The 24,321-nt window shown below is 68.4% G+C and carries 38 protein-coding genes; 1 reads left to right on the top strand and 37 read right to left on the bottom strand.

Annotated features, from left to right (window positions below):
• Positions 1–898: 898 nt before the first annotated feature.
• Positions 899–1,453 carry a hypothetical protein gene (locus AB0N02_RS03000; protein ID WP_363941923.1) on the bottom strand — a complete coding sequence of 185 codons (555 nt, stop codon included), beginning with the start codon at positions 1,451–1,453 and terminating at the stop codon, positions 899–901.
• Here AB0N02_RS03000 and AB0N02_RS02995 point away from each other — a divergent pair.
• Positions 1,452–3,203, top strand: a complete 1,752-nt coding sequence (locus tag AB0N02_RS02995) for a hypothetical protein (protein WP_363941921.1) — start codon at positions 1,452–1,454, stop codon at positions 3,201–3,203. The two genes, AB0N02_RS03000 and AB0N02_RS02995, sit on opposite strands and share 2 nt — an antisense overlap.
• Positions 3,204–3,465: 262 nt before the next feature.
• Here the strand turns inward: AB0N02_RS02995 and AB0N02_RS02990 are convergent, their stop codons facing one another.
• The 36 genes from AB0N02_RS02990 to rpsJ form a co-directional block, all read right to left on the bottom strand.
• Positions 3,466–4,548: a tRNA pseudouridine synthase A gene (locus tag AB0N02_RS02990; RefSeq protein WP_363941919.1), complete on the bottom strand. Its 1,083-nt coding sequence runs from the start codon at positions 4,546–4,548 to the stop codon at positions 3,466–3,468.
• Positions 4,549–4,630: 82 nt separating this feature from the next.
• Positions 4,631–5,140 carry a 50S ribosomal protein L17 gene (gene rplQ, locus AB0N02_RS02985; RefSeq protein WP_363941917.1) on the bottom strand — a complete coding sequence of 170 codons (510 nt, stop codon included), beginning with the start codon at positions 5,138–5,140 and terminating at the stop codon, positions 4,631–4,633.
• Positions 5,141–5,228: 88 nt separating this feature from the next.
• Positions 5,229–6,245, bottom strand: a complete 1,017-nt coding sequence (locus AB0N02_RS02980; RefSeq protein ID WP_271220160.1) for a DNA-directed RNA polymerase subunit alpha — start codon at positions 6,243–6,245, stop codon at positions 5,229–5,231.
• A gap of 99 nt (positions 6,246–6,344) precedes the next feature.
• A complete protein-coding gene (gene rpsD, locus AB0N02_RS02975; RefSeq protein WP_363941914.1) occupies positions 6,345–6,971 on the bottom strand; it encodes a 30S ribosomal protein S4 in 627 nt (208 codons plus the stop codon).
• A gap of 20 nt (positions 6,972–6,991) precedes the next feature.
• The gene (gene rpsK, locus AB0N02_RS02970; RefSeq protein ID WP_020542285.1) at positions 6,992–7,396 is read right to left on the bottom strand and encodes a 30S ribosomal protein S11; all 405 of its coding nucleotides are present in this window, start codon (positions 7,394–7,396) and stop codon (positions 6,992–6,994) included.
• A 45-nt stretch (positions 7,397–7,441) separates the two neighbouring features.
• Positions 7,442–7,822 carry a 30S ribosomal protein S13 gene (rpsM, locus tag AB0N02_RS02965; protein ID WP_271220159.1) on the bottom strand — a complete coding sequence of 127 codons (381 nt, stop codon included), beginning with the start codon at positions 7,820–7,822 and terminating at the stop codon, positions 7,442–7,444.
• 213 nt (positions 7,823–8,035) lie between these two features.
• Positions 8,036–8,149 carry a 50S ribosomal protein L36 gene (gene rpmJ, locus AB0N02_RS02960; protein WP_003956441.1) on the bottom strand — a complete coding sequence of 38 codons (114 nt, stop codon included), beginning with the start codon at positions 8,147–8,149 and terminating at the stop codon, positions 8,036–8,038.
• Between the two features lie 25 nt (positions 8,150–8,174).
• On the bottom strand, positions 8,175–8,396 hold the full coding sequence (gene infA, locus AB0N02_RS02955; protein ID WP_012887858.1) for a translation initiation factor IF-1: 222 nt from the start codon (positions 8,394–8,396) through the stop codon (positions 8,175–8,177).
• Positions 8,397–8,581: 185 nt separating this feature from the next.
• The gene (locus tag AB0N02_RS02950; RefSeq protein WP_363941909.1) at positions 8,582–9,148 is read right to left on the bottom strand and encodes a class F sortase; all 567 of its coding nucleotides are present in this window, start codon (positions 9,146–9,148) and stop codon (positions 8,582–8,584) included.
• Positions 9,149–9,299: 151 nt separating this feature from the next.
• Positions 9,300–9,788 carry a hypothetical protein gene (locus tag AB0N02_RS02945; RefSeq protein ID WP_363941907.1) on the bottom strand — a complete coding sequence of 163 codons (489 nt, stop codon included), beginning with the start codon at positions 9,786–9,788 and terminating at the stop codon, positions 9,300–9,302.
• A gap of 229 nt (positions 9,789–10,017) precedes the next feature.
• Entirely contained in the window at positions 10,018–10,494 is a 477-nt protein-coding gene (locus AB0N02_RS02940; RefSeq protein WP_363941905.1) for a hypothetical protein, read from the bottom strand.
• 104 nt (positions 10,495–10,598) lie between these two features.
• Positions 10,599–11,042, bottom strand: coding sequence for a DUF1707 domain-containing protein (locus AB0N02_RS02935; RefSeq protein WP_363941904.1), 444 nt, complete (start codon positions 11,040–11,042; stop codon positions 10,599–10,601).
• Between the two features lie 36 nt (positions 11,043–11,078).
• Complete coding sequence (map, locus tag AB0N02_RS02930) at positions 11,079–11,894, bottom strand: type I methionyl aminopeptidase (protein WP_363941901.1); 816 nt, start codon at positions 11,892–11,894, stop codon at positions 11,079–11,081.
• A 178-nt stretch (positions 11,895–12,072) separates the two neighbouring features.
• Positions 12,073–12,723 (bottom strand): adenylate kinase, encoded by a 651-nt coding sequence (locus tag AB0N02_RS02925; protein ID WP_363941899.1) that lies wholly within the window; start codon positions 12,721–12,723, stop codon positions 12,073–12,075.
• Positions 12,723–14,039 carry a preprotein translocase subunit SecY gene (secY, locus tag AB0N02_RS02920; protein WP_363941896.1) on the bottom strand — a complete coding sequence of 439 codons (1,317 nt, stop codon included), beginning with the start codon at positions 14,037–14,039 and terminating at the stop codon, positions 12,723–12,725. The genes AB0N02_RS02925 and secY overlap by 1 nt, the downstream gene beginning before the upstream one ends.
• Before the next feature lie 190 nt (positions 14,040–14,229).
• On the bottom strand, positions 14,230–14,685 hold the full coding sequence (gene rplO / locus AB0N02_RS02915) for a 50S ribosomal protein L15 (protein WP_363941894.1): 456 nt from the start codon (positions 14,683–14,685) through the stop codon (positions 14,230–14,232).
• A 2-nt stretch (positions 14,686–14,687) separates the two neighbouring features.
• Complete coding sequence (rpmD, locus tag AB0N02_RS02910) at positions 14,688–14,870, bottom strand: 50S ribosomal protein L30 (protein ID WP_068896549.1); 183 nt, start codon at positions 14,868–14,870, stop codon at positions 14,688–14,690.
• A gap of 3 nt (positions 14,871–14,873) precedes the next feature.
• A complete protein-coding gene (gene rpsE / locus AB0N02_RS02905) occupies positions 14,874–15,506 on the bottom strand; it encodes a 30S ribosomal protein S5 (RefSeq protein WP_271220150.1) in 633 nt (210 codons plus the stop codon).
• A 40-nt stretch (positions 15,507–15,546) separates the two neighbouring features.
• The gene (gene rplR, locus AB0N02_RS02900) at positions 15,547–15,930 is read right to left on the bottom strand and encodes a 50S ribosomal protein L18 (protein ID WP_363941890.1); all 384 of its coding nucleotides are present in this window, start codon (positions 15,928–15,930) and stop codon (positions 15,547–15,549) included.
• Positions 15,931–15,932: 2 nt separating this feature from the next.
• On the bottom strand, positions 15,933–16,475 hold the full coding sequence (gene rplF / locus AB0N02_RS02895) for a 50S ribosomal protein L6 (RefSeq protein ID WP_363941888.1): 543 nt from the start codon (positions 16,473–16,475) through the stop codon (positions 15,933–15,935).
• Between the two features lie 17 nt (positions 16,476–16,492).
• Positions 16,493–16,891, bottom strand: a complete 399-nt coding sequence (rpsH, locus tag AB0N02_RS02890; protein ID WP_355594192.1) for a 30S ribosomal protein S8 — start codon at positions 16,889–16,891, stop codon at positions 16,493–16,495.
• A 154-nt stretch (positions 16,892–17,045) separates the two neighbouring features.
• Complete coding sequence (locus AB0N02_RS02885) at positions 17,046–17,231, bottom strand: type Z 30S ribosomal protein S14 (RefSeq protein ID WP_012887844.1); 186 nt, start codon at positions 17,229–17,231, stop codon at positions 17,046–17,048.
• A 2-nt stretch (positions 17,232–17,233) separates the two neighbouring features.
• A complete protein-coding gene (rplE, locus tag AB0N02_RS02880; RefSeq protein ID WP_363941885.1) occupies positions 17,234–17,815 on the bottom strand; it encodes a 50S ribosomal protein L5 in 582 nt (193 codons plus the stop codon).
• Positions 17,815–18,111 carry a 50S ribosomal protein L24 gene (rplX, locus tag AB0N02_RS02875; RefSeq protein ID WP_363942502.1) on the bottom strand — a complete coding sequence of 99 codons (297 nt, stop codon included), beginning with the start codon at positions 18,109–18,111 and terminating at the stop codon, positions 17,815–17,817. Before rplX ends, rplE begins: the two co-directional genes overlap by 1 nt.
• Positions 18,112–18,119: 8 nt before the next feature.
• Positions 18,120–18,488 carry a 50S ribosomal protein L14 gene (rplN, locus tag AB0N02_RS02870; RefSeq protein ID WP_068896541.1) on the bottom strand — a complete coding sequence of 123 codons (369 nt, stop codon included), beginning with the start codon at positions 18,486–18,488 and terminating at the stop codon, positions 18,120–18,122.
• A 190-nt stretch (positions 18,489–18,678) separates the two neighbouring features.
• Positions 18,679–18,960, bottom strand: a complete 282-nt coding sequence (rpsQ, locus tag AB0N02_RS02865) for a 30S ribosomal protein S17 (protein WP_363941882.1) — start codon at positions 18,958–18,960, stop codon at positions 18,679–18,681.
• Entirely contained in the window at positions 18,953–19,189 is a 237-nt protein-coding gene (gene rpmC, locus AB0N02_RS02860) for a 50S ribosomal protein L29 (protein WP_012887839.1), read from the bottom strand. Before rpmC ends, rpsQ begins: the two co-directional genes overlap by 8 nt.
• Entirely contained in the window at positions 19,189–19,608 is a 420-nt protein-coding gene (gene rplP, locus AB0N02_RS02855; RefSeq protein ID WP_363941879.1) for a 50S ribosomal protein L16, read from the bottom strand. The genes rpmC and rplP overlap by 1 nt, the downstream gene beginning before the upstream one ends.
• A gap of 2 nt (positions 19,609–19,610) precedes the next feature.
• The gene (gene rpsC / locus AB0N02_RS02850; protein ID WP_363941877.1) at positions 19,611–20,471 is read right to left on the bottom strand and encodes a 30S ribosomal protein S3; all 861 of its coding nucleotides are present in this window, start codon (positions 20,469–20,471) and stop codon (positions 19,611–19,613) included.
• On the bottom strand, positions 20,471–20,824 hold the full coding sequence (gene rplV / locus AB0N02_RS02845) for a 50S ribosomal protein L22 (protein ID WP_012887836.1): 354 nt from the start codon (positions 20,822–20,824) through the stop codon (positions 20,471–20,473). Before rplV ends, rpsC begins: the two co-directional genes overlap by 1 nt.
• Before the next feature lie 87 nt (positions 20,825–20,911).
• Positions 20,912–21,190 carry a 30S ribosomal protein S19 gene (gene rpsS / locus AB0N02_RS02840; RefSeq protein ID WP_055506384.1) on the bottom strand — a complete coding sequence of 93 codons (279 nt, stop codon included), beginning with the start codon at positions 21,188–21,190 and terminating at the stop codon, positions 20,912–20,914.
• An 11-nt stretch (positions 21,191–21,201) separates the two neighbouring features.
• A complete protein-coding gene (gene rplB / locus AB0N02_RS02835) occupies positions 21,202–22,038 on the bottom strand; it encodes a 50S ribosomal protein L2 (protein WP_363941873.1) in 837 nt (278 codons plus the stop codon).
• A 92-nt stretch (positions 22,039–22,130) separates the two neighbouring features.
• The gene (rplW, locus tag AB0N02_RS02830; protein WP_363941871.1) at positions 22,131–22,433 is read right to left on the bottom strand and encodes a 50S ribosomal protein L23; all 303 of its coding nucleotides are present in this window, start codon (positions 22,431–22,433) and stop codon (positions 22,131–22,133) included.
• A complete protein-coding gene (gene rplD / locus AB0N02_RS02825; protein WP_363941869.1) occupies positions 22,433–23,080 on the bottom strand; it encodes a 50S ribosomal protein L4 in 648 nt (215 codons plus the stop codon). Before rplD ends, rplW begins: the two co-directional genes overlap by 1 nt.
• Positions 23,077–23,730, bottom strand: coding sequence for a 50S ribosomal protein L3 (gene rplC, locus AB0N02_RS02820; RefSeq protein ID WP_363941867.1), 654 nt, complete (start codon positions 23,728–23,730; stop codon positions 23,077–23,079). The genes rplD and rplC overlap by 4 nt, the downstream gene beginning before the upstream one ends.
• A gap of 14 nt (positions 23,731–23,744) precedes the next feature.
• Positions 23,745–24,053 carry a 30S ribosomal protein S10 gene (gene rpsJ / locus AB0N02_RS02815; protein ID WP_012887830.1) on the bottom strand — a complete coding sequence of 103 codons (309 nt, stop codon included), beginning with the start codon at positions 24,051–24,053 and terminating at the stop codon, positions 23,745–23,747.
• Positions 24,054–24,321 lie beyond the last annotated feature (268 nt).

Raw genomic sequence — 24,321 nt, 5'->3', positions numbered from 1 at the left:
GCCGGTTCTACGACCCTCCGGCATGGCCGGAACCCACACCGGGTACGGCCCAGCCGTGGACGGTCACCGGCGACGACGGAGCCCCCTACGACTGGTACTCCGACCCGGAGAACGACCCGTGGCCGGCCCCCGATCCCGAGAACGACCCGTGGCCCGCGCCCGGTTACGGTCCGCAGTCCGGGGCACAGCAGGGGAACCCGCCCGGACCGCGGCACGGGCAGCCGCAGGGGTCACCGTACGGCTCGCCGGACGGGCGGCCGCCAGGGGCACCGCACGGACCGCAGCCCGGCTCGCCACCCGGTTCACCGCCCGGCTCGGCGGCGCCCGGGAGCCCGCAGGCACCGGGCTGGCCGGATCTCCCCCAGCCGGTCCCCGCCGTCATCTCCTGGACCGACACCCCCGCCCCCGGCGAGCAGAACCCGCCGTGGGCCGGCGGCCCCGCCCCGAGCGAACCGGATTCGCCGCCGACCGCCCCCTCGGCCGCGCGTGGACCGGCCGTCCCGCCCTCCTGGGGCGCCCCTCCCCTCCCCGGCCGGTCCTCGACGGGTGCTCCCCTCGCTGAGGAACCGCCCGCGCCGCCGTGGGCGGGTTCTCCCGTTCCCGCGGAGTCGTCCGGAGCGCCGCGAACGGGCTCCTCCGCGCCCACCGACCCGTCCGGGCCGTCCTGGAACGCCCCGCCCGTTCCCGGCGGGCCGTCCGGAGCTCCGCAGCCCGGCTCTCCCGCTTCCACCGGCTCATCCGCGCCACCGTGGGGCGCCCCGCCCGTTCCGGGCGGGCCTTCCGGGGCCACGCAGCCCGGCTCTCCCGCTTCCACCGACCCGTTCGGACCGCCGTGGGGCGCCCCGCCCGCTCCGAACGTGCCGTCCGGAGCTCCGCCGTGGACGGGTTCGCCGACCCCTCAGGGACCGTCCGGCACGCCGTGGGCGGGCTCTCCGCCGCCTCCCGGCCCGTCCGGCACGCCGTGGTCCGCCACCCCCTCGGGGTCCGGCCACCAAGCGCCCGGCGCGCCCTCCGGAGCCGTCGGCGACCCCTTCGGATCCCCCGCCTGGGTGTCCCCCTCGGGCGACAGGACGCCCGCGCCGCCGTGGAGCGGCCCGGCCGCCACCGGCACCCCCTCGGGCCCGCCACCGTGGAACGCCCCGGCCGCTCCCGGTGAGCCGCCGGGCACGTCGCCGTGGAACGGCCCGGCCGCCGCCGGTGCACCCTCGGGCGCGCCGCCCCGGACCGGCTCCCCCGTTCCCGGGGAGCATCCCGGCACGCCGCCGTGGGGGGTTCCGCCCGTCCCCGGGGCTCCGGCGGGTTCTCCCGCTCCGTGGGCGGGCCCGCCCGCCGCCGCCGAACGCCCGGCTCCGAACCCTTCACCGCTCGACGGCCCGTCGCACACGGCGCCGATCGTTCCCGGGGCACCGCCCTGGCAGCCGCCCCCGGCCTTCACCGCCGCCGCGGCGGGCATGCAGGTGTGGCCCGCCTCCGGGCCGGACGCGCACGGCGCACCCCAGTGGCCCGCGGCCACCGGGGAACCGGTCTGGTCCGACGCGGAGGAGACGGCCGGCAGGCCCGCCGAGCCCGGTGACGTCCCCGTCTGGCCGCCGTCCGCGATCCCGTCCGCGATCCCGTCCGCGACCCCCTCCGTCGACCCCGACGGGAACACCCACGACGTCCGCGCGGCCGGGCTCGCCGTACCGGGCCGTCAGGAGCGGCCGGGTCAGCACGAACGGACCGCCACCGCCGGGACGCCGGACCCGGGAGCGCACGCCGCGGGGCCGGTCATCGGATACGCGGCCGCCGCGCCGCCCGACGCGGGGGCACGGACCGGCGACGCGGCGTCGTCCTCCGAGCCGGGCACGCCCGTTCCCGGCCCGGTGCCGCCGCTCGAACCGGAGCCTCTCGCGACCCCGGCCGCCTCTCCCGGACCGGGATCACCGGCCCCGGCGGAGGCCGGAGCGGGTCACGTTCCGGGCCCGGGACCCTCTCCGCAGCCCGGCGCCGCCCCCACCGAGACCGTGCCCACCGCGTACGGTTTGCCGCCCCAGCCGGTGCCCCAGTCAGTGCCGCAGTCGGTGCCGCAGCCGGTGCCGTGGACGGAGCCCGCCCTCGGCGCGCAGGGCCCGGCCTCCCAGCCCGACCCGATGTCCGGCGCGCAGGGTCCGGCACCTCGTCCGGAGTCCGTGCCTCAGCCGCAGGCCCAGTCCCCCGATCCGGCCTCGCACGCCCAGGGACCGGTCTCCGGCGCCGCGCACGACCTCACCGCGCGGCCCGTCGAGCCCGGTGCTCCCCCGCCCCTTCCGGAGCCGGGCGACCAGCCAACCCCTCCCGGAGGCATACCGGTGATCTCGCCTTCGTTCTCTCCCTCCCCGGTGAAACCCCCGGCTTCCCCCGATCCCGCCGCACCCCTGACCGGCGAGGTGGTGCGCGGCCCGTTCACCCCGCCGTCCGCGGTCGTGCGCGAGCTCCCGCCCGCGCCCACCGCTCCACCGCCCCGCAGGCGGGGCAACACGATCCTGATCGCGGCGGTGGTGACGCTCGTGGTCGGCGGCATAGGAACCGGTGCCTTCTTCGCCTACCAGTCGTTCGCCGCCAAGCGGTCGGCCAGCGCGACCGACCCGATTCCCACCTCCGAGCCCGTCGATCCCACCGAGGACCCGATGGGCCCGGCGGAACCCGACCCGGTCAAAACCGAGATCCTCAACTCCGAGAGGACCGATCCCGGCAAGATGGACGTGGCCGACGCCTTCGCCAAGAAGATCACCGTGGCCGGGAGCACGTTCGTCCGGGTCAAGACCGACGTCACCCAGAAGTGCGACGAGGCGGCGGCGGGCAAATTCGCCAGCACGCTGACCGACCAGGACTGCCGCCGGGTGCTGCGGGCGACGTACGTCGACAGCAAGAAGAAGTACGCCGTGACCACCGGAATCGCGGTCATGCCCAGCCTTCAGGCGGCCGTCGATGTCGACCGGACCAAGAACCTGGCCAGCAACCTGTGGTTCCGGGGTCTGCAGGGAACGCCCGGCAGCGGGGCCGAACGCGTTCACATCGCGGGCGGCTACGCGGCGGGCCTGGTCTGGGGCCGCTACATCGTGTTCAGCTACGCCACCTTCAGCGACGGCCACACCCCGACGGCCAAGGAGAAGAACCTCGGGAAGGTCAGCGGTGCCTTCAGGGACGAGACCACCAAGGTCATCGAGCGTCGCGTGACGGGCTGAACGAACACCCCGCACCCCGCCCCCGGCGCCCCTCCGCCACGCCCAGCCGCCGCATCTCCCCGTGCCCACGCCCCCTCAGGGGGCGCCGGTACGGCGAGCGGTGAAACCGGGGCGGATCGGCGCCGATGAACGACGCTCAGCCCGGCGAACGTTCCCGGCCACGGCATGAGACACCGAGCACGCACCCCCAGGTGCGAGAACCTCCCGAGCGCCGAATCTCCCGAGCACCGAGCAGACATGGCTCCGGACGCAGCGCGGCTCCTCAGGCGCCGAGTGTGCGCACCCGGCGGGTCTCCGCGGCGCGCCGGGCCAGTTCCCCGGCCTCCGGATAGCGCACCTCCTCAAGGCAGAGGCCGTGCGCCGGTGCGACGTGGACCCCGGAGTCCCGTACGGCCCGCGTCAGCACCTGACCGGGCCACTCCACCGGCAGGCGGCCCTCTCCGACCGGCAGCAGCGACCCGACGAGCGCCCTGACCATCGAGTGGCAGAACGCGTCGGCCACCACCGTGGCGACCAGGACGTCGCCCTCCCTGACCCAGTCGAGCCTCTGGAGCTCCCGGATCGTCGTCGCGCCCTCGCGCTTCTTACAGAAGGCGGCGAAGTCGTGCTCGCCGAGCAGCGCGGCGGCGGCGGCGTTGAGCCTGCCGAGGTCGAGCGGGCGGGGATACCAGACGACCTCGTGGCGGCGGAGCGGATCGCCCCCGCCCGGCGCGTCGCAGACCCGGTAGGCGTATCGCCGGGACATCGCGGAGAAACGGGCGTCGAAGCCCTCGGGGGCCGTCGTGACGCGGTGGACCCTGACGTCGGGAGGCAGGATCCCGGCGAGCCGCTTGAGAAGAAGGGGAAGACGCTCCTGGACGTCCTCCGGAGTTTCGGGCCCGGTGCTCACGGAGTCGGTGCTCACGGATTCGGCGGCGGTGAGCCCGGCGGTCACGGACCCGGTACTCATGGACTCGGCGGCGGTGAGGCCGACGGTCACGGACCCGGTGACCGTGGGCTCGGCGGTGGTGAGCCCGGTCACGGACCCGGCGGCCGCGGACTCGGCGATCACGGGCCCTGCGGTCACAGGCTCGGCGGTGGCGCGGCCCGAGGAGCCGCCCCGGCGGTGGCGGCTCTCCAGCACGCCGAGCGCACCGGTCTCCAGGTCCACGTGGGCCACCTGGCCCCGGGCGTGGACCCCGGCGTCGGTCCGTCCCGCCACGGTCAGCACGGGCGGCTCGGGGAGCCTGAGGATCTTGCCGAGCGCCTCCTCGATCTCGCCCTGGACCGTCCGGCGGCCCGGCTGTTTGGCCCAGCCGGAGAAAGCGGTGCCGTCGTATGCGAGGTCCAGGCGGAGCCGTACCACGATGATGTCCCTTCCGAAAACGAGAGCGGGCCCGGCACCTCCCGCGAAAGAGGTGCCGGGCCCGCTCACAGGGCCTGAGAGATCAGGCGTTGTCCTTCTTGGCCTCGGTCTCCTCGACGACCGCGGCGCTCTCCTCGATGACCGCGGAGCTCTCCTCCACCTTGGTCTCCTCGGCCTTCGGCTCCTCGACGACGGGAGCGGCGGCCGGGGCCTGGCGGGTGGTGACCTTGTTCAGCGGCTCGGACACCAGCTCGATGACGGCCATGGGGGCGGCGTCGCCCTTGCGGAGGCCGATCTTCGTGATGCGGGTGTAGCCACCGGGACGCTCGGCGAAGGTCGGCGCGATCTCGGTGAAGAGGTGGTGGACGACGCCCTTGTCACGGACGACCGTCAGCACCTGGCGACGGTTGTGCATGTCGCCCTTCTTGGCCTTGGTGATCAGCCTCTCCGCCAGCGGGCGCAGGCGCTTGGCCTTGGCCTCGGTGGTCCTGATCCGGCCGTGCTGGAACAGCTGGGTGGCGAGGTTCGCCAGGATCAGCCGCTCGTGAGCCGCGCTGCCGCCGAGACGGGCACCCTTGGTGGGCCTGGGCATTTCGTTCTCCTTGAGAGTTAACCCGCCGCGGCCGTACGAGGTACCGCGGTCAGGCCGGGGGCCGTTCGGCCCCCGTTACAGCGAAAAATCAGTACTGCTCGGTCTCGACGTAGGCGCTGTCGTCATCGTCGTAGCCGCCGCCGGCCACCGCGCTCGGGTCGAATCCGGGCGGGGAGTCCTTGAGCGCGAGCGTCATCTCGTGCAGCTTCTGCTTGACCTCCTCGATGGACTTCGCACCGAAGTTGCGAATGTCCAGGAGGTCCTGCTCGCTGCGGGCCACGAGCTCACCCACGGTGTGGATGCCCTCGCGCTTGAGGCAGTTGTAGGAGCGGACGGTGAGGTTCAGCTCCTCGATCGGCAGCGCCAGGTCGGCGGCCAGGGCCGCGTCCGTCGGCGACGGGCCGATGTCGATGCCCTCGGCCTCGACGTTGAGCTCCCTGGCGAGGCCGAACAGCTCGACCAGGGTCTTGCCCGCGGAGGCCACCGCGTCGCGGGGCTTCATGCACGGCTTGGTCTCGACGTCCAGGATCAGACGGTCGAAGTCGGTGCGCTGCTCGACACGGGTCGCCTCGACCTTGTAGGTGACCTTGAGGACCGGCGAGTAGATGGAGTCGATCGGAATACGGCCGATCTCCTGGCCCGGCTGCTTGTTCTGCGCGGCGGAGACGTAGCCGCGACCGCGCTCGACGGTCAGCTCCATCTCCAGCTTGGCCTTGCCGTTCAGCGTGGCGATGCGCAGCTCGGGGTTGTGCACCTCGACACCGGCCGGGGGCGCGATGTCAGCGGCGGTGACGTCACCGGGGCCCTGCTTGCGCAGGTACATGACCACCGGCTCGTCGTGCTCGGAGGAGACGACCAGTTCCTTGAGGTTCAGGATGATGTCGGTGACATCCTCCTTGACACCCGGCACGGTGGAGAACTCGTGCAGCACACCCTCGATGCGGATGCTGGTCACGGCCGCGCCCGGGATGGACGACAGCAGCGTGCGGCGCAGCGAGTTGCCGATGGTGTAACCGAAGCCCGGCTCCAGCGGCTCGATGATGAACTTGGACCGGGTCTCCTCGATGGACTCCTCGAGGAGGGTGGGACGCTGAGCGATCAGCATGTGAAAACTCCCCCTACATGGCGACGCCCGCTATTTGACGTCGCTCGAAACAACAGCATAGGTGCCGTACGGCGAACCGCACGGCACCCACTGGAGCTACTACTTGGAGTAGAGCTCGACGATCAGCTGCTCCTGGACCTGGGTGTCGATCTGCTGACGGACCGGGAGCTGGTGAACCAGGACGCGCATGCTGTCCGGGATGACGCCCAGCCAGGCCGGGTACGTCTTGTCACCCGCGGTGGCACGGGCGACCTCGTAGGGCAGAAGGTTGCGCGACTTCTCGCGGACCTCGACGATGTCGTGCTCGCGAACGCGGTACGACGGGATGTCGACCTTCTTGCCGTTCACCAGGATGTGGCCGTGACGGACCTGCTGGCGGGCGGCGTCGCGGGACTCGGCGAAACCGGCACGGTAGATCACGTTGTCGAGACGGCTCTCCAGGATCTGGAGGAGGTTCTCGCCGGTCTTACCGGTCTTGCGGTTGGCTTCCTCGTAGTAGTTGTGGAACTGCTTCTCGAGGACGCCGTAGATGCGGCGGGTCTTCTGCTTCTCACGAAGCTGGAGCTGGTACTCAGACTCCTTCGGCCGGCCACGGCCGTGCTCACCCGGCGGGTAAGGACGGATCTCGATGGGGCACTTCGCGGACTCGCACTTCTTGCCCTTGAGGAAGAGCTTGGTCTTCTCCCGACGGCAGAGCTTGCAGTCCGCACCCGTGTAACGAGCCATTTTCTATCTTCTCCTGGGCGTCAGACGCGACGGCGCTTGGGCGGACGGCAGCCGTTGTGCGGAACGGGGGTGACATCCTGAATGGAGCCGACCTCGAGGCCGGTCGCCTGCAGCGAACGGATCGCGGTCTCACGGCCGGAGCCGGGGCCCTTGACGAAGACGTCAACCTTGCGCATGCCGTGCTCCATGGCGCGGCGAGCGGCGTTTTCCGCGGCCATCTGCGCGGCGAACGGGGTGGACTTACGGGAGCCCTTGAACCCGACGTGGCCGGCGCTGGCCCAGGAGATCACGTTCCCGTTCGGGTCGGTGATCGAAACGATCGTGTTGTTGAACGTGCTCTTGATGTGGGCGTGCCCGTGAGCGACGTTCTTCTTTTCCTTGCGGCGCACCTTCTTCGGGGCACCCTGGCGGCTCTTAGGAGGCATTGCTTGCCTTCACTCCTGAGGTCTTCGGTCCTGCGGCTACGCGGACTACTTCTTACCGGGCTTCTTCTTGCCGGCCACGGTCTTCTTCTTGCCCTTGCGGGTGCGCGCGTTGGTCTGCGTGCGCTGACCGTGCACGGGAAGGCCGCGGCGGTGCCGGATGCCCTGGTAGCACTGAATCTCGATCTTGCGACGGATGTCGGCCTGGACCTCGCGGCGGAGGTCACCTTCGATCTTGAAGTTGGCCTCGATGTAGTCGCGCAGCGGCACCAGCTCTTCGTCGGTGAGCTGGTGAACGCGAAGGTCGCCGTTCACGCCGGTGGCCTTGAGGGTCTCGAGCGCACGGGTGCGGCCGATTCCGTAAATGTAGGTGAGAGCGATCTCCAGCCGCTTGTCGCGGGGGAGGTCGACGCCAACCAGGCGAGCCATGGTCGGGCATTCTCCTTCTTTGTGGCGGAGGTCCTACGCCTCACTTCCCCTCCCCATGCCCGGGGTGAGGGCCCCGGCCTCCGACCGGGGGTCTCCCGCGGGGTACGGCCGTCAGGCCGCCTGCGCGGGTGTGAAGCGCGATTACTTTGTGGCCCGACATGGGTCGAGTCCGCTACCGATGAGCGGACTCCTTGCGGACCTGATTCGCTGTGACTAGCCCTGACGCTGCTTGTGGCGCAGGTTGTCGCAGATCACCATGACGCGACCGTGCCGGCGGATCACCTTGCACTTGTCGCAGATCTTCTTGACGCTCGGCTTGACCTTCATAGTCCTTTATTCGTCCCTCAGACGCTTATTTGTATCGGTAGACGATCCGCCCACGACTGAGGTCGTAGGGGCTCAGTTCGACGACAACCCGGTCGTCAGGAAGGATTCGGATGTAGTGCATCCGCATCCGCCCGCTGATGTGGGCCAGGACCTTATGGCCGTTGTCGAGCTGCACCCGGAACATCGCGTTCGGGAGCGACTCAACCACAGTGCCCTCGATCTCGATGGCGCCGTCTTTCTTGGCCATGTCCCTCGCGTTTCACTGATCGGTCGTCTGAGGCTTCGGAACACTACGCAGCCGCGACCCAGCGCTTCGATGAGAGCGACGGTTGCGACACCGCCGATGCGCATTGGTCATAGTGAACCGAAGAAGGAGTGTACGGCACCGGGCGCGGAAATGCGAAACAGACGGCCGGTACCTTGACACAACCGCTACTCAGAATACCGCAGATCCGAAGCGAGATACCCGGCGCGGAAGAGCGCGTGGACGATCACGTTGTCGTTGTAGGACCGCCTCGCCTGGTCGAAGCGTCCGGCGCAGGTGACCAGCCGCAGCCGCCGGCCGTCCGTCGGGCCGTACACCCGGTCGGCGGGGAAGCGGTCCTTCGGCGCCTGCTCCAGCCGTTCGACCGCGAAGACCGCCACGGTGCCGTCGGCCCTGGTCACCCCGATGGAGTCACCGGCCTCCAGCTCCGCGAGCCTGGCGAACACCGCGGGCCCCGTCCTGGTGTCCAGGTGGCCGACGATGACGGCCGACCCCGTCTCCCCGGGAGCCGGGCCCAGGCCGTACCAGCCCGCGGCGTCGGCGTGGTCGAGCGGCGGTACGGCGAGCCCGCCGTCCTCCTCGATGCCGAGCACCACGAGCGGGGCGTTCACCCCGATGCGCGGGATCACGATGCGCGTCGGCTCGGCACGGCCCAGATCGTGGGCGACGGGCGTCGGCCAGCCGGGGCCGCCGAACCTCGCGGTCCCGGGTGACGCGTCCGCCCGGACGGCCACGACGGGCCGGGGACCACCGCCCCCGGGCGCCCCGCCACAGCCGGCCGCCAGCGTGAGGGCGGCCAGCGCGCCGAGGAGGCTGCTGCATCCGTGCCCGCCGGAAGCGCGGTCCCGCCGATGATCCGCGGCAGCCCCGGGCGGGCACGGAAGTCTAGTGATCGCTCCGTCCGCCGCGTCCGCGCGTCAGCGCGAGCCCCGTCCCCAGGACCGTGACGACCATGGCCAGCGCCCCGAAGAGCCAGGCCGTACGCGTGGCGCCGCCGGAGACCGTCATCGCGAGGCCGCCTCCCCCGGTGTCGGGGGCGGTCGTCGGATGGAGGTCGTCCACGACGAAGGTGCCGTTGTAGGGGCCGCCTCTGACACAGCGGACCGTGACGGCGTAGGTCCCGGGCGCGGCGTGGGGGCTGATCCGGACGGCGCCCCGCATCAGGTCGGCCTGCTCCCGCAGTCGTGCCGAGGTGGAGCCGAAGGCCGCCGAGTAGGCGGTGGCCGGGGCCGCGCAGGTGCCGGCGGAGATGCTCACGAGCTGTCCGGGACGGACCGTCCTCGGTGTGATCCACACCCCGCCGTCCCCGGCGGCGGCGCCACCCGTGAACAGGACCGCCGTCATGGCGCCCAGCAGGACTTTCGCCGATGCCACAGGGTTTCGCCCGAGGCCCATCGCCCACCCCCCACCTCACGGCGTGCCCCGACAACGATCACCTACCCTGCCCCACCCGCCCCAACGGCCCCTGACGGTAAAGATCTGGCACAGCGTGAAAAACCCCGTTTGAAAGCGGCCGGGGCCTCCCGGCGCGGCGGCCGGGGACCGCCCCGGCGCCACGACGGCCGTGGAAGGCCCTGAGCGCCACGAGGACGGGCGGTCGCCCTCAGAAGGCGTCTCCCCAGCCGCCGCAGTCGTCGAAGCGGCTGTCGCCCTCGCAGACGCGGATCTTGAAGTCGTCGAAGCCGTCGCTCCCGCGGAACCCGCCGAACTTGTCGAAGTGCAGGTTGCCGGAGGTCTTGTAGTACTTGACGTGGCTGCCGGAGGCGTCGTGCCAGCGGAACCACACGTAGCTGTACTCACGGTCGTGGTCCCGGTCGAGCAGGTCGCCGAAGAACCAGTAGCGGCCGTGGTCGCTGTACCAGTACCCCTTGAACGAGGAGCGGCGACCGGAGCCCTCACCGCCGCCGAAGCCCGAGTAGTAGGGGCCGAAGAAGTGCTTGCCGCCCCCCTGCGCCGACCGGGCCGCCGTCACGCCCGCGGCCGAGGCCTGGGCGGGGGCCGCGGTCAGGCCCGCGGTCAGGCCCGCGGTGAGCGAGCCGGTGAGGGCGGCGCCGACGAGAAGGGTACGGATCCCGCGCATGTCTTCCTCCTGTAAGGATGTCCCGTTTTCGGACACCGCTCACGTTAGGAAGATCCGGCTTCCCCTTCTGTGGAGGAATGCACACTCGCGCCGAGAGTGCACTATTACCGGTCGGGCCTGTCCGACAGGCCGTTGAAGAAGGTGGCGACCAGCAGCACGACGCCCCACGGGCCCATCACCCACAGCGGCCACGGATAGGGGAAGTCCATGCCGTCCGTCACGCCGATGATGAGCCAGATCGCCCAGTTGACACCGCTGGCCATGGCCCAGCTCGCCCACACGGCCGCCAGTCCCTTGTTGCGTGCCTGCCGCCCGGTGCGCCGCTGCGGCGACGCGGACGGGGCGGCGGGCAGCCGGCGCATGTCGACGTCGGGGAGGTCGGAGGTGAGCCGCGCCAGTTCCCCGTAGGTCTTGCTGGCGTACAGCTGCTCGAGCCGCTCGTCGAACTCCTCGACACTGAGCCTGCCCTGGGCGTAGTGCTCCCTCAGCACCCCCGCGACCTTGTCCCGGTCACCGTCCGAGGCGCGCATCTCCGGACCAGGAACCATCGATTACCACATCCGCTCGTCAGCGGGCAGGGTGAACTAACCCGCATCTCCCAACAGTCCGGCAAGCCGCTCTTTACCCCCGTCAAGTGCGGTCAGTACCCAAGGTCCATTATGTGTCACCGCGACGCTGTGCTCGAAGTGCGCGGACGCCTTGCCGTCGATGGTGATCACGGTCCAGTCGTCGGCCAGCACCTTGGTCCGGTCGGTGCCGAGGTTGACCATCGGCTCGACGGCGAAGCACATGCCGGGCTCGAAACGCGGCCCCTTGCCGGGCTTGCCGTGGTTGGCGACCCACGGGTCCATGTGCATCTCGGTGCCGATGCCGTGCCCGCCGTACTCCTGGGGGATGCCGTAACGCCCCTGGGAGCGGACGTACCTCTCCACCTCGTGGCCGATGTCGGACAGGTGGCGGCCCACCGTGAGCGCGGCGATGCCCCGCCACATGGCCTCCTCGGTGACCCGCATCAGCTCGGTCAGCTCGGGGGCCACCTCGCCGACGGGAACCGTGATGGCGGAGTCTCCGTGCCAGCCGTCCAGGATCGCACCGCAGTCGATGGAGATGACATCGCCCTCCTGCAGCGGGCGCCGGTCGCTGGGAATGCCATGGACCACCTCGTGGTTCACGGACGCGCAGATCGTCGCGGGAAAGCCCTGGTACCCCTTGAAGGAGGGGATGGCCCCCTCGGCCCGGATGGCCTTCTCGGCGATCCCGTCGAGGTCCAGCGGCGTCATTCCCGGCCGCACGCTCTCCTTGAGCAGTTGCAGCGTCCGGCCGACCACCAGGCCCGCCGCCCGCATCTTCTCCAGCTGCTCAGGCGTCTTGATCTGGATTCCGTGCTTCTTCTTGAACACGCGCGCACCCCCTGGGGTGATTCAACGGGCAATTCGGGACCCCAATTCCCCCGATTGTGCCCTAAACGACAGCACGCCACCCGCGGGAATGCCCTGGGTGGCGTGCTGGGGAGATATCTGTCTCTGCGTTCCGGCCCCGGATCCCCCCGAGGGGGCCGCCGCCGCGGCGGGACAGGATCTAGTCCGCGAAGGGGCTCAGGGACTCCATCGCGCGCTGGGTTACCTCTTCCACGGGACCGGTCGCGTCGACCCCGACCAGGATGCCCTCGTGGGCGTAGAAGGACACCAGCGGGGCGGTCTGCTCCTGGTAGACCTCCAGCCGGTGCCGGATGGTCTCCTCCTGGTCGTCGTCCCGCTGGTAGAGCCGTCCACCGCAGGCATCGCAGATGTCGTCCTTCTTGTCGTCGAAGTCGACGTGCCAGATGCGCCCGCACTGGCTGCAGGTCCGGCGGCCCGCGAGCCTGCGCACGACCTCCTCGTCGTCGACGACGAGCTCCAGGACGATGTCGAGGCCGGCGCCGAACTCCTCGAGCATCTTCTTCAGGATCTCGGCCTGGGGCACGTTCCTGGGGAAGCCGTCGAGCAGGAAACCGTCCTGCGCGTCGTTCTCGGAGAGGCGGTCTCGGACCATCGCGATGGTGACCTCGTCGGGCACGAGGTCGCCACGGTCCATGTACTCCTTGGCAAGTTTGCCGAGTTCCGTGCCGCCCGAGACGTTGGCGCGGAAGATGTCACCTGTCGAAATCTTCGGGATGGACAGGTTCGATGCGATGAACTGGGCCTGTGTCCCCTTACCCGCTCCGGGGGGCCCGACCAGGACGAGACGCACTACTTCAGGAAACCTTCGTAGTTGCGCTGCTGGAGCTGGCTCTCGATCTGCTTCACGGTGTCGAGACCGACACCAACCATGATCAGAATGCTCGTCCCTCCGAACGGGAAGTTCTGGGTCGCGCCGACGAGGGCGAGTGCGACGATCGGCACCATGGAGATGAGCCCCAGATAGAGCGCACCAGGAGCGGTGAGTCGCGTGAGCACATAGTTGAGGTACTCAGCCGTCGGGCGGCCCGGGCGGATGCCCGGGATGAACCCACCGTACTTCTTCATGTTGTCGGCGACTTCAACGGGGTTGAAGGTAATGGACACGTAGAAGTAGGCGAAGAAGACGATCAAGAGGAAGAAGGTGATCATGTAGACCGGAGTGTCGCCCGTGACCAGGTTCTGCTGGATCCACTGGACGACCGCGCTCGGCTCCTCCTGCGCGTTGCTGAACAGCGTCGTGACCAGCTGCGGGAGGTAGAGGAGCGAGGAGGCGAAGATGACCGGGATGATGCCGGCCTGGTTCACCTTCAGCGGGATGTAGGTCGAGGTCCCGCCGTACATCCGGCGGCCGACCATGCGCTTGGCGTACTGCACCGGGATCCGGCGCTGGGCCTGCTCGACCATGACGACCAGTGCGATCATCGCGATTCCTGTGATGATCACGACGCTGAAGACGAAGAGGCCCCGGGTGCGGGCGATGGTCATCAGCTCGACCGGGAAGACCGCGATCACCTGGGTGAAGATCAGGATGGACATGCCGTTGCCGACGCCGCGGTCGGTGACGAGCTCGCCCAGCCACATGATGACGGCGGTGCCCGCGGTCATGATGACCACCATGGTGATGATCATGAAGATGTTGTTCTTGTCGAGCAGGATCTCCTCACGGCACTGCGGGAACAGCTGCCCGGAGCGCGCGAGGGCGACAAAAGCGGTCGACTGGAGAACCGCCAGACCGACCGTCAGGTAACGCGTATACTGTGTGATCTTGGTCTGGCCCGCCTGACCCTCCTTCTTGAGGGCCTCCAGGCGCGGGATCACCACGACCAGGAGCTGAAGAATAATGCTCGCGGTGATGTACGGCATGATGCCTAGTGCGAACACCGACAGCTTCAGCAGGGCTCCACCGCTGAACAGCTGCACCATCCCATAGATGTTGCCAGCGTCTCCGGCCTGCGCCTGGTTAAGACAGCGGCTGATGTTCTCTGTATGCACACCCGGAGTCGGGAGCACGGAACCCAATCGGAACAGCGCGATGATGCCCAGTGTAAAGAGCAACTTATTGCGCAGGTCCGGCGTACGGAACGCTCGGGTAAACGCGGTCAGCACGGTCCCTCCTGCGCGCCTAAAAGGCGAGGTCGGTCAGCGATGGTGCGGGGGTGGTCCATCTTTGCAATCTCATGTCAGCGAGCTCACTGAAACGAGTTGAGTCCCACTGTCCAGCGAACTCTAACGCACTACGGGCGCGGGGGCCCATAATGAGCCCCCGCGCCGCGTTTTTCTGTCTACAGCTTCATGCCTACAGCTCGGAGACGGAGCCCCCGGCAGCGGCGATCTTCTCCTTGGCGCTGGCGGAGAAGGCGTGCACCTGCACGTTCAACGCCACGGAGAGGTCACCGGTTCCCAGGACCTTCACAAGCTGGTTCTTGCGGACCGCGCCCTTGGCGACCAGCGTCTCGACGGTGACGTCGCCACCCTCGGGGAACAGCTCGCCGAGCTTGTCCAGGTTCACAACCTGGTAGGTCGTCTTGAACAGGGCGTTGGAGAAGCCCTTCATCTTGGGCAGGCGGCGCTGGAGCGGAACCTGGCCACCCTCGAAACCGAGGGGAACCTTGTTCCTGGCCGTCGTGCCCTTGGTGCCACGACCGGAGGTCTTGCCCTTGGACGCCTCGCCACGACCCTTGCGGACCTTGGCCTTGTTGGCGCCGGGGGCCGGACGCAGGTGGTGGATACGGAGCGGGGTGTTGTCTGCCATGTCTAGTCGACCTCTTCCACGGTGACGAGGTGCGTCACCACGGAGACCATGCCGCGGATCTCCGGGCGGTCCTCCTTGACGACGACGTCGCCGATTCGCTTCAGACCGAGCGAGCGCAGCGAGTCACGCTGGTTCTGCTTGCCGCCGATCTTCGAGCGGACCTGCGTGATCTTCAGACGTGCCATCGGTCAGCTCACCGCCTTCGCCGCTGCGGCCTCGGCGAGACCCTCGGCGCGAGCCTTGAGCATCGCCTTGGGGGCGACGTCCTCGATCGGCAGGCCACGACGGGCCGCGATCTCCTCGGGGCGGCTGAGGCCCTTCAGAGCGGCCACGGTGGCGTGCACGATGTTGATCGGGTTGTCCGAGCCGAGCGACTTGGACAGCACGTCGTGGATGCCGGCGCACTCCAGTACGGCGCGCACCGGACCACCGGCGATGACACCGGTACCGGGCGAGGCCGGACGGAGGAAGACCACGCCCGCGGCCTCCTCACCCTGCACGATGTGCGGGATGGTGCCCTGGATGCGGGGCACCCGGAAGAAGTGCTTCTTGGCCTCTTCGACGCCCTTGGCGATGGCCGCGGGGACTTCCTTGGCCTTGCCGTAGCCGACGCCGACCATGCCGTTGCCGTCACCGACGATGACGAGGGCGGTGAAGCTGAAGCGACGACCACCCTTCACGACCTTGGCCACTCGGTTGATCTTCACGACGCGCTCGATGTACGAGACGCCCTTGTCAGCGTTGCCACCGCGGCGATCGTCACGACGACCGTCACGCCGCTCGCCACCGGCGGCGCCACCGCGACGCGGAGCTCCAGCCATCAGTGGTTCCTCTTCTCGTTGCTCTTGTTAAGACGGGCCATCAGAACTCCAGCCCGCCTTCGCGGGCGCTGTCCGCGAGAGCCGCCAGGCGGCCCGCGTAGCGGTTTCCGCCACGGTCGAAAACGACCGCGGTGATCCCGGCAGCCTTGGCCCGCTGAGCGAGAAGCTCGCCGACCTGCTTCGCCTTGTCGGTCTTGGCGCCCGCTGCCGTGCGCAGGGAGGCGTCCATGGTGGAGGCGCTCACCAGCGTGTGGCCCTGCGAGTCGTCGACGATCTGCACGAACAGGTGTCGCGTGGAACGGTTGACGACCAGGCGCGGACGCGCGGCCGTACCGACGACCTTCTTGCGGACGCGGCCGTGACGGCGGGCCCGCGAGACAGCGCGGGCGGCCGTGTGCTTGCCGAACGCAGTCTTGCCAGCCATGCCTACTTACCAGCCTTTCCGACCTTGCGGCGGATAACCTCGCCCTGGTAGCGCACACCCTTGCCCTTGTAGGGGTCGGGCTTGCGCAGCTTACGGATGTTCGCGGCGATCTCGCCGACCTTCTGCTTGTCGATGCCGTCCACGTGGAACAGGGTCGGCTTCTCGACGCGGAAGGTGACACCCTCGGGGGCGTCGACGATCACCGGGTGGCTGAAGCCGAGAGCGAACTCGAGCTGAGTCGGGCTCTTGGCCTGCACGCGGTAACCGACACCCACGATCTCCAGGGTCTTGGAGTAACCCTGGGTCACACCGGTCACCATGTTGGCGATCAGCGTGCGGGACAGTCCGTGCAGAGCGCGGACCTTGTTCTCGTCGTTGGGACGCGTGACGGTGACAGCACCGTCCTCGCCCTTGGCGACGTCGATCGGCTCAGCGACCTTGTGTGAGAGCGTGCCCTTGGGGCCCTTGACCGTGACATCCCGGCCGTCGATGGCGACGTCCACGCCGTTCGGTACAGGGATGGGCAGCCGTCCGATTCGCGACATGCTGTGATTTCTCCCTTCTACCAAACGAAGGCGAGGACTTCCCCGCCCACTCCACGCTTGCCGGCCTGCTTGTCGGTCATGAGGCCGCCGGACGTCGAGATGATCGCGACGCCCAGTCCACCCAGGACTCGGGGCAGGTTGTCCTTCTTCGCATAGACCCGCAGACCGGGCTTGGAAACCCGGCGCAGGCCCGACAGCGACCGCTCACGGCTCGGCCCGAACTTGAGCTCCACCACGAGGTTCTTGCCGACCTTGGCGTCCTCGACGCTCCAGGCCTGAATGTAACCCTCCTGCTGGAGGATCTCGGCGATGTGCGCCTTGATCTTCGAGTACGGCATGGCCACGGTGTCGTGGTACGCCGAGTTCGCGTTTCGCAGACGCGTGAGCATGTCTGCGATCGGGTCGGTCATCGTCATGGCCGGTGGCCTTCCTCACCGCGGTTTCCCCTGGGGACCTTCGGTGCGGTCATGGGCGCTTGAGGCAGCGCCCGGTGAATACGAATTTCTCTATGAGCCGGTACCGCGCGCGGCCCCTCGGCGATCACAGGGTGTTCGCCGGGCCGCGCGGGAACTACCAGCTCGACTTGGTGATGCCGGGCAGCTCGCCCCGGTGCGCCATCTCACGGAAGCAGATGCGGCACAGGCCGAACTTCCTGTAGACGGCGCGGGGACGACCACAGCGCGAGCACCGAGTGTACGCCCGGACCTCGAACTTGGCCTTGCGAGCAGCCTTGACCTTCAGCGACGTCTTCGCCATGATCAGGCCTCCTTGAAGGGGAAACCGAGAAGCTTCAGCAGCGCCCGGCCCTGGTCGTCGGTCTTAGCGGTGGTCACGACAGTGATGTCCATACCACGCTGGCGGTCGACCTTGTCCTGGTCGATCTCGTGGAACATGACCTGCTCGGTGAGACCGAAGGTGTAGTTGCCGTTGCCGTCGAACTGCTTGGGCGACAGGCCGCGGAAGTCACGGATGCGGGGCAGGGCCAGCGACAGCAGCCGGTCCAGGAACTCCCACATGCGGTCGCCGCGCAGCGTGACGTGGGCGCCGATCGGCATGCCCTCGCGCAGCTTGAACTGGGCGATGGACTTGCGGGCCCGGACGACCGCCGGCTTCTGACCGGTGATCGCGGTGAGGTCACGGACGGCGCCGTCGATGAGCTTCGAGTCGCGGGCGGCCTCGCCGACACCCATGTTCACCTTGATCTTGGTGATCGTGGGGATCAGCATGACGTTCTCGAACCCGAACTGCTCCTGCAGCTTCGCGGTGATCTCTTCGCGGTAACGCTGCTTGAGGCGCGGCAGGGGCCGGGTCTGGACGGACTCGGTGGTGTTGGCGGTCATCAGTTGTCCTCACCCGACTCGTCAGAGGCGGCCTTGGCCGACTCCTTCTTGGCAGGCTTCTCGTCATCCTTGAGCTTCTTGACGTTGCTCACGTGGATGGGAGCCTCCATGGTCTGCACGCCGCCGGTCTTGGCGCCGCGCGGACCCTGGTGGGTCTCCTTGGAGTGCTTCTTGATCATGTTGACGCCCTCGACCACCACGCGGTCCTCACGCGGGAGAGCGGCGATGACACGACCCTTGGCGCCCTTGTCCTTGCCGGCGATGACGAGGACCAGGTCGCCCTTCTTGACATGCAGCTTCGGCATTACAACACCTCCGGCGCGAGCGAGATGATGCGCATGAACTTCTTGTCGCGCAGCTCACGTCCGACGGGGCCGAAGATACGCGTACCACGAGGGTCACCGCTGTCCTTGATGATGACGGCGGCGTTCTCGTCGAAGCGGATGTAGGAGCCGTCGGGCCGGCGGCGCTCCTTGACAGTGCGGACGACGACCGCCTTGACGACGTCGCCCTTCTTCACGGTGCCGCCAGGAATGGCGTCCTTGACCGTGGCGACGATGATGTCGCCGATTCCCGCGTAGCGCCGACCCGAGCCACCGAGCACACGAATGCAAAGGACTTCCTTCGCACCCGTGTTGTCGGCGACCTTGAGTCGCGACTCCTGCTGGATCACTTGTACTCCTGTTTGTCTCGCCGGTTCTCAGCCGATCACTCTCGGATGAGCCTTGCGGAACCTGATGTGGTCTTTTTCCCCCGGTGACAGCTCTTGACCGACCGCCACCGCGGGCGGGGCGGAGATCAACTCCGCCCCCTTGGACACCGTCATGGGGAGTGACCGGGTCACCCCCCACGAGGCGCGTTCTTTACTTGGCCCGCTCGAGGATCTCGACGACCCGCCAGCGCTTGCTGGCCGACAACGGCCGGGTCTCCATCAGGAGAACGCGGTCGCCGACGCCGCACGAGTTGGCCTCGTCGTGCGCCTTGTACTTGGTCGTCCGACGGATGACCTTGCCGTACAGGGGGTGCTTGACGCGGTCCTCGACAGCGACGACAACAGTCTTGTCCATCTTGTCGCTGACCACCAGACCCTCACGGGTCTTGCGGTAGTTACGCGCCTGCTTGGTGCTCTCGGCTGCCTCAGCCATCGATCGACTCCTTCTCAACCGTCACAATGCCGAGCTCCCGCTCACGCATCACGGTGTAGATACGGGCGATCTCGCGGCGGACGGCGCGCAGCCGCCCGTGGCTCTCCAACTGACCGGTCGCGGCCTGGAAGCGGAGGTTGAACAGCTCCTCCTTGGCTTCCTTCAGCTTCTGGACCAGGGTGTCCTGGTCCTCCACCCGCAGCTCACCGGCGGTCAGGCCCTTAGCCATCACGCCTCACCCACTTCACGCTTAACGAACCGGCACTTCATCGGGAGCTTGTGCATCGCACGGCGCAGGGCCTCACGGGCCACCGGCTCCGCGACACCCGACAGCTCGAACATGATTCGACCGGGCTTGACGTTGGCGATCCACCACTCAGGCGAACCCTTACCGGAACCCATGCGGGTCTCGGCGGGCTTCTTGGTGAGGGGACGGTCCGGGTAGATGTTGATCCAGACCTTGCCACCACGCTTGATGTGACGGGTCATCGCGATACGAGCCGACTCGATCTGGCGGTTGGTCACGTAGGAGTGCTCAACAGCCTGGATGCCGTACTCGCCGAACACGACCCTGGTGCCACCCTTGGCGGCGCCGTGACGGTCGGGCCGGTGCTGCTTGCGGTGCTTGACCCTGCGCGGGATCAGCATGGTCAGCTCCCTTCAGCACCCGGCTGCGCAGCCGGGCCGGTCTCGGGGGCAGCCTGGGAGGCCGCCTCGTTCCTGGGGGCGCGGTCGCCACGGCCGGCGCCGCCACGACGGGGGCGGTCGCCACCGGCGCCGCCACGACGGGGACGGTCGCCACCGGCGCCCGCACCACGACGGTCGTCGCGGTCCCGACGCTGGCCCGCACGAGCACCGGCGGCGGCCGCCTCGCGCTCGGCGCGGCTGGTCGGAGCCTCACCCTTGTAGATCCACACCTTCACGCCGATGCGGCCGAAGGTGGTGCGGGCCTCGTAGAGGCCGTAGTCGATGTCGGCGCGGAGCGTGTGCAGGGGCACGCGGCCCTCGCGGTAGAACTCCGAGCGCGACATCTCGGCGCCACCCAGACGGCCGGAGCACTGCACCCGGATGCCCTTGGCGCCGCTCTTCATCGCCGACTGCATCGCCTTGCGCATGGCCCGGCGGAACGAGACACGGCTGGACAGCTGCTCGGCGACGCCCTGGGCGACGAGCTGCGCGTCGATCTCGGGGTTCTTGACCTCGAGGATGTTCAGCTGGACCTGCTTCTTGGTCAGCTTCTCGAGGTCGCCCCGGATCCGGTCGGCCTCGGCGCCGCGGCGGCCGATGACGATGCCCGGACGGGCGGTGTGAATGTCGACCTGAACCCGGTCGGTGGTCCGCTCGATCTCCACTTTGGAGATGCCGGCCCGCTCCATGCCCTTCTTGAGCATGCGGCGGATCGCCACGTCCTCGGCGACGTACGACTTGTAGAGCTTGTCGGCGTACCACCGGCTCTTGAAGTCGGTCGTGATGCCGAGGCGGAACCCGTGCGGGTTGACCTTCTGACCCACTAGCGGGTCCTCCCCTTCGGCTCGCGGGACTCCACGATCACGGTGATGTGGCTCGTCCGCTTGTTGATCCGATAGGCACGACCCTGAGCGCGGGGACGGAACCGCTTCAGCGTCGGGCCCTCGTCGACCCAGGCACGGCTCACGAAGAGCGTGTCGCGGTCGAGCTTGAAGTTGTGCTCCGCGTTGGCAATGGCGCTGGACAGCACCTTGTACACGGTCTCGCTCGCCGACTGGGGAGCGAACTGCAGCACGGCCTGCGCCTCCGAAGCGGGCAGCCCGCGAATGAGGTCCACCACACGGCGGGCCTTCATGGGCGTGTGGCGCGCGAACCGCACCTGAGCCCTGGCTTCCATCGCTTACTCCTCTTAACCTTCTGCTTCGTATGGGTGGAGACCCTCGCGTCCCGCGAGTCGGGACGTGACGTTCTCTCCCTAAGGCGCTTACCGCCGGCTGCGGCGGTCTTCCTTGACGTGGCTGCGGAAGGTCCGCGTGGGCGCGAACTCACCGAGCTTGTGGCCGATCATCGAATCGGTGACGAACACCGGGACGTGCTTGCGGCCGTCGTGAACGGCGATCGTGTGACCGATCATGTCGGGAACGATCATGGAGCGCCGCGACCACGTCTTGATGACGTTCTTGGTGCCCTTCTCGTTCTGGGCATCCACCTTCTTCTGAAGGTGGTCGTCCACGAAGGGACCCTTCTTAAGGCTACGTGGCATTTTGGCTGCTCCTACCGCTTCTTCCGCTTGGTCCGACGACGGATGATCAGCCGGTCGCTGGCCTTGTTCGCCGCACGAGTACGACCCTCGGGCTTGCCCTTCGGGTTGACGGGGTGACGACCACCGGAGGTCTTACCCTCACCACCACCGTGGGGGTGGTCGACCGGGTTCATCGCGACACCGCGGACGGTGGGGCGCTTGCCCTTCCACCGCATACGGCCGGCCTTGCCCCAGTTGATGTTGGCCTGCTCGGCGTTGCCGACCTGCCCGATGGAGGCCCGGCAACGGATGTCGACCTGACGCATTTCACCGGAGGGCATACGCAGCGTGGCGTACTGGCCCTCCTTGGCCAGGAGCTGGATCTGCGCGCCGGCGGAGCGGCCCAGCTTGGCGCCACCACCCGGACGGAGCTCCACCGCGTGGATGAAGGTACCGGTCGGGATGTTGCGCAGCGGGAGGCAGTTACCCGGCTTGATGTCGGCCGTGGGGCCGTTCTCGATCTTGTCGCCCTGCTTCAGGCCGGTCGGGCAGAGGATGTAGCGCTTCTCCCCGTCGGCGTAGTGCAGCAGCGCGATGCGGGACGTGCGGTTGGGGTCGTACTCGATGTGAGCGACCTTGGCCGGGATCCCGTCCTTGTCGTGGCGCCGGAAGTCGATGATCCGGTAGGCGCGCTTGTGACCGCCGCCCTGGTGGCGGGTGGTGACCCGGCCGTGGACGTTGCGTCCCCCCTTGCTGTGCAAGGGGGCAAGCAGCGACTTCTCGGGCGTGCTGCGCGTGATCTCGGCGAAGTCCGAGACACTGGCGCCGCGGCGACCCGGGGTCGTCGGCTTGAATTTACGGATGCCCATCTTTTTCGTTCATCCTTCGTCGGTTAATCCGGTCGAATGCCCCCCACCTGACGGCGGGGGGCGTTCTCCCTGTACTTACTTCAGCGAGCGGGTCAGCCAACCTGGCCGAAAATGTCGATCCGGTCACCCTCGACCAGGCTCACGATCGCGCGCTTGGTCGCCGGGCGCTGGCCGTAACCGAACTTGGTCCGCTTGCGCTTGCCCTGGCGGTTGATCGTGTTGACGCTTGCCACCTTGACGCCGAAGATCTGCTCGATGGCGATCTTCACCTGCGTCTTGTTGGCGGTCTTCCGCACCAGGAACGTGTACTTGTTGTGCTCGTCGATCAGGCCGTAGCTCTTCTCGGAGACAACCGGCTTGATGATGATGTCGCGCGGGTCGGCGATCTTCTCCATCAGGCGTCTTCCTTCCCGCTCTTGCTCAGACGCACCACGACCTGGTCGTAGGCCTCCTGAGTGAAAACGACGTCGTCGTAGCAGAGCACGTCGTAGGTGTTCAGCTGCCCGGCGTCCAGCAGGTGGACCTCGGGAGCGTTACGCAGGCTCAGCCAGGTGAGCTCGTCACCCTCGTCGACGACGACCAGGACGCTACGAGCCTGCGTGATCTTCCGCAGCGACTGGATGGCCGCCTTGGTCTTGGGGGTCTCCCCCTCGACCAGGCCGCTGACCACGTGAACGCGGCCGCCGTTCGCCCGGTCGGACAGGGCGCCGCGCAGCGCGGCGGTCTTCATCTTCTTGGGGGTCCGCTGCGAGTAGTCCCGCGGAACCGGGCCGTGGACGGTGCCACCGCCGGTGAACTGCGGAGCGCGGGTCGAACCCTGGCGGGCGCGGCCGGTGCCCTTCTGGCGGTACGGCTTCTTGCCGCCACCGCTGACCTCACCGCGGGTCTTGGCCTTGTGGGTGCCCTGCCGGCGAGCGGCGAGCTGGGCCACGACGACCTGGTGGATCAGCGGGACGTTGACCTTGGCGCCGAAGATGTCGCCGGGCAGGTCGACCGTGCCGGTCTTCGCGCCGCTCACGTCGAGGACGTCAATGGTGCTCACTGGGCAGCCCCCTTCTTGGCAGCGGTGCGGACGAGAACCAGGCTGCCGTTGGCGCCGGGGATCGCACCCTTGATCAGGATGAGGCCCTTCTCGGCGTCCACGGCGTGAACCTTGAGGCTCTGGATGGTGGTACGGACGTTACCCATCCGACCGGCCATGCGCAGGCCCTTGAAAACGCGGCCCGGGGTGGCGCAGCCACCGATGGAACCCGGCGAACGGTGCTTGCGCTGGGTACCGTGCGAGGCGCCCAGACCCCCGAAGCCGTGACGCTTCATGACACCGGCGAAGCCCTTGCCCTTGCTCTTGCCCGTCACGTCGACGAACTGGCCGGCCTCGAAGGTGTCGGCCAGGACTTCCTGGCCGAGGGTGTAGTCGCTCGCGTCGTCGGTACGGATCTCCGTGAAGTAACGGCGCGGAGTGATGTCGTGCTTGCGCAGGTAGTCGCCGAGCGGCTTGTTGACCTTCCGCGGGTCGACCTGCCCGAAGCCGAGCTGTACGGCGGAGTAGCCGTCCTTCTCAGCGGTGCGGACGCGGGTCACGACGCACGGACCGGCCTCGACGACGGTCACCGGGACCATCCGGTTGTCCGCGTCGAAGACCTGGGTCATGCCGAGCTTCTTGCCCAGGACGCCCTTGATCTGCTTAGCCATGTCAGTGCGTTCCCTCAGAGCTTGATCGAGATGTCAACGCCGGCGGGGAGGTCGAGTCGCATGAGCGAGTCGACCGTCTTCGGCGTCGGGTCGATGATGTCAATCAGCCGCTTGTGCGTACGCATCTCAAAGTGCTCGCGGCTGTCCTTGTACTTGTGCGGCGAGCGGATGACGCAGTACACGTTCTTCTCGGTCGGCAGCGGCACCGGGCCCGCGACCTTGGCACCAGTCCGCGTGACCGTCTCAACGATCTTCTTGGCCGAGCTGTCGATGACCTCGTGGTCATAGGCCTTGAGCCGGATGCGGATCTTCTGTCCCGCCATAATGGCCTCGGTGTCCTTCGCTGTCGTCTGAAAAAGTTACGTGCGGCCTGTTGCCGCTATGGGTGTCCCACGGAGCAGACGCGATCGGTCTGCCCTTTCTTCCGTGATCTGGCAGTTACTTCGGTCACGATGTGGCCGAACCAACTGCGAGATCACGGTTCGTGGGCTCTGGGAGGCACGTGCCGTACGGCACCCGCCCCCTCGTGGCGTGGCGGGGGGGCCCCCCCGGGGGGGCCGCCCCCCCGCCGCCGAGGGTAGAAAAGGTTTT

Source organism: Streptosporangium sp. NPDC051022 (assembly GCF_040683035.1).
Lineage (GTDB): Bacteria > Actinomycetota > Actinomycetes > Streptosporangiales > Streptosporangiaceae > Streptosporangium.
The sequence above is the reverse complement of the archived record's forward strand: the minus strand, read 5'-3'. Positions and strand labels throughout refer to the sequence as shown.

Excerpts from the sequence above, each read along its gene's own strand:
- AB0N02_RS02995 (WP_363941921.1), top strand. The coding sequence starts at position 1,452 with ATGCAGGTGTGGCCCGCCTCCGGGCCGGACGCGCACGGCGCACCCCAG.
- AB0N02_RS03000 (WP_363941923.1), bottom strand. The coding sequence starts at position 1,453 with ATGCCCGCCGCGGCGGCGGTGAAGGCCGGGGGCGGCTGCCAGGGCGGT.
- rplQ (WP_363941917.1), bottom strand. The coding sequence starts at position 5,140 with ATGCCCAGGCCCACCAAGGGTGCCCGTCTCGGCGGCAGCGCGGCTCAC.
- AB0N02_RS02980 (WP_271220160.1), bottom strand. The coding sequence starts at position 6,245 with ATGCTGATCGCTCAGCGTCCCACCCTCCTCGAGGAGTCCATCGAGGAG.
- rpsD (WP_363941914.1), bottom strand. The coding sequence starts at position 6,971 with ATGGCTCGTTACACGGGTGCGGACTGCAAGCTCTGCCGTCGGGAGAAG.
- rpsK (WP_020542285.1), bottom strand. The coding sequence starts at position 7,396 with ATGCCTCCTAAGAGCCGCCAGGGTGCCCCGAAGAAGGTGCGCCGCAAG.
- rpsM (WP_271220159.1), bottom strand. The coding sequence starts at position 7,822 with ATGGCTCGCCTGGTTGGCGTCGACCTCCCCCGCGACAAGCGGCTGGAG.
- rpmJ (WP_003956441.1), bottom strand. The coding sequence starts at position 8,149 with ATGAAGGTCAAGCCGAGCGTCAAGAAGATCTGCGACAAGTGCAAGGTG.
- infA (WP_012887858.1), bottom strand. The coding sequence starts at position 8,396 with ATGGCCAAGAAAGACGGCGCCATCGAGATCGAGGGCACTGTGGTTGAG.
- AB0N02_RS02940 (WP_363941905.1), bottom strand. The coding sequence starts at position 10,494 with ATGCGCGGGATCCGTACCCTTCTCGTCGGCGCCGCCCTCACCGGCTCG.
- AB0N02_RS02935 (WP_363941904.1), bottom strand. The coding sequence starts at position 11,042 with ATGGTTCCTGGTCCGGAGATGCGCGCCTCGGACGGTGACCGGGACAAG.
- rplO (WP_363941894.1), bottom strand. The coding sequence starts at position 14,685 with ATGGCAGACAACACCCCGCTCCGTATCCACCACCTGCGTCCGGCCCCC.
- rpmD (WP_068896549.1), bottom strand. The coding sequence starts at position 14,870 with ATGGCACGTCTGAAGATCACGCAGGTCCGCTCGAAGATCGGCGGCAAG.
- rpsE (WP_271220150.1), bottom strand. The coding sequence starts at position 15,506 with ATGGCTGGAGCTCCGCGTCGCGGTGGCGCCGCCGGTGGCGAGCGGCGT.
- rplR (WP_363941890.1), bottom strand. The coding sequence starts at position 15,930 with ATGGCTGGCAAGACTGCGTTCGGCAAGCACACGGCCGCCCGCGCTGTC.
- rplF (WP_363941888.1), bottom strand. The coding sequence starts at position 16,475 with ATGTCGCGAATCGGACGGCTGCCCATCCCTGTACCGAACGGCGTGGAC.
- rpsH (WP_355594192.1), bottom strand. The coding sequence starts at position 16,891 with ATGACGATGACCGACCCGATCGCAGACATGCTCACGCGTCTGCGAAAC.
- AB0N02_RS02885 (WP_012887844.1), bottom strand. The coding sequence starts at position 17,231 with ATGGCGAAGACGTCGCTGAAGGTCAAGGCTGCTCGCAAGGCCAAGTTC.
- rplE (WP_363941885.1), bottom strand. The coding sequence starts at position 17,815 with ATGACCGCCAACACCACCGAGTCCGTCCAGACCCGGCCCCTGCCGCGC.
- rpsQ (WP_363941882.1), bottom strand. The coding sequence starts at position 18,960 with ATGGCTGAGGCAGCCGAGAGCACCAAGCAGGCGCGTAACTACCGCAAG.
- rpmC (WP_012887839.1), bottom strand. The coding sequence starts at position 19,189 with ATGGCTAAGGGCCTGACCGCCGGTGAGCTGCGGGTGGAGGACCAGGAC.
- rplP (WP_363941879.1), bottom strand. The coding sequence starts at position 19,608 with ATGCTGATCCCGCGCAGGGTCAAGCACCGCAAGCAGCACCGGCCCGAC.
- rplV (WP_012887836.1), bottom strand. The coding sequence starts at position 20,824 with ATGGAAGCCAGGGCTCAGGTGCGGTTCGCGCGCCACACGCCCATGAAG.
- rpsS (WP_055506384.1), bottom strand. The coding sequence starts at position 21,190 with ATGCCACGTAGCCTTAAGAAGGGTCCCTTCGTGGACGACCACCTTCAG.
- rplB (WP_363941873.1), bottom strand. The coding sequence starts at position 22,038 with ATGGGCATCCGTAAATTCAAGCCGACGACCCCGGGTCGCCGCGGCGCC.
- rplW (WP_363941871.1), bottom strand. The coding sequence starts at position 22,433 with ATGGAGAAGATCGCCGACCCGCGCGACATCATCATCAAGCCGGTTGTC.
- rplC (WP_363941867.1), bottom strand. The coding sequence starts at position 23,730 with ATGGCTAAGCAGATCAAGGGCGTCCTGGGCAAGAAGCTCGGCATGACC.
- rpsJ (WP_012887830.1), bottom strand. The coding sequence starts at position 24,053 with ATGGCGGGACAGAAGATCCGCATCCGGCTCAAGGCCTATGACCACGAG.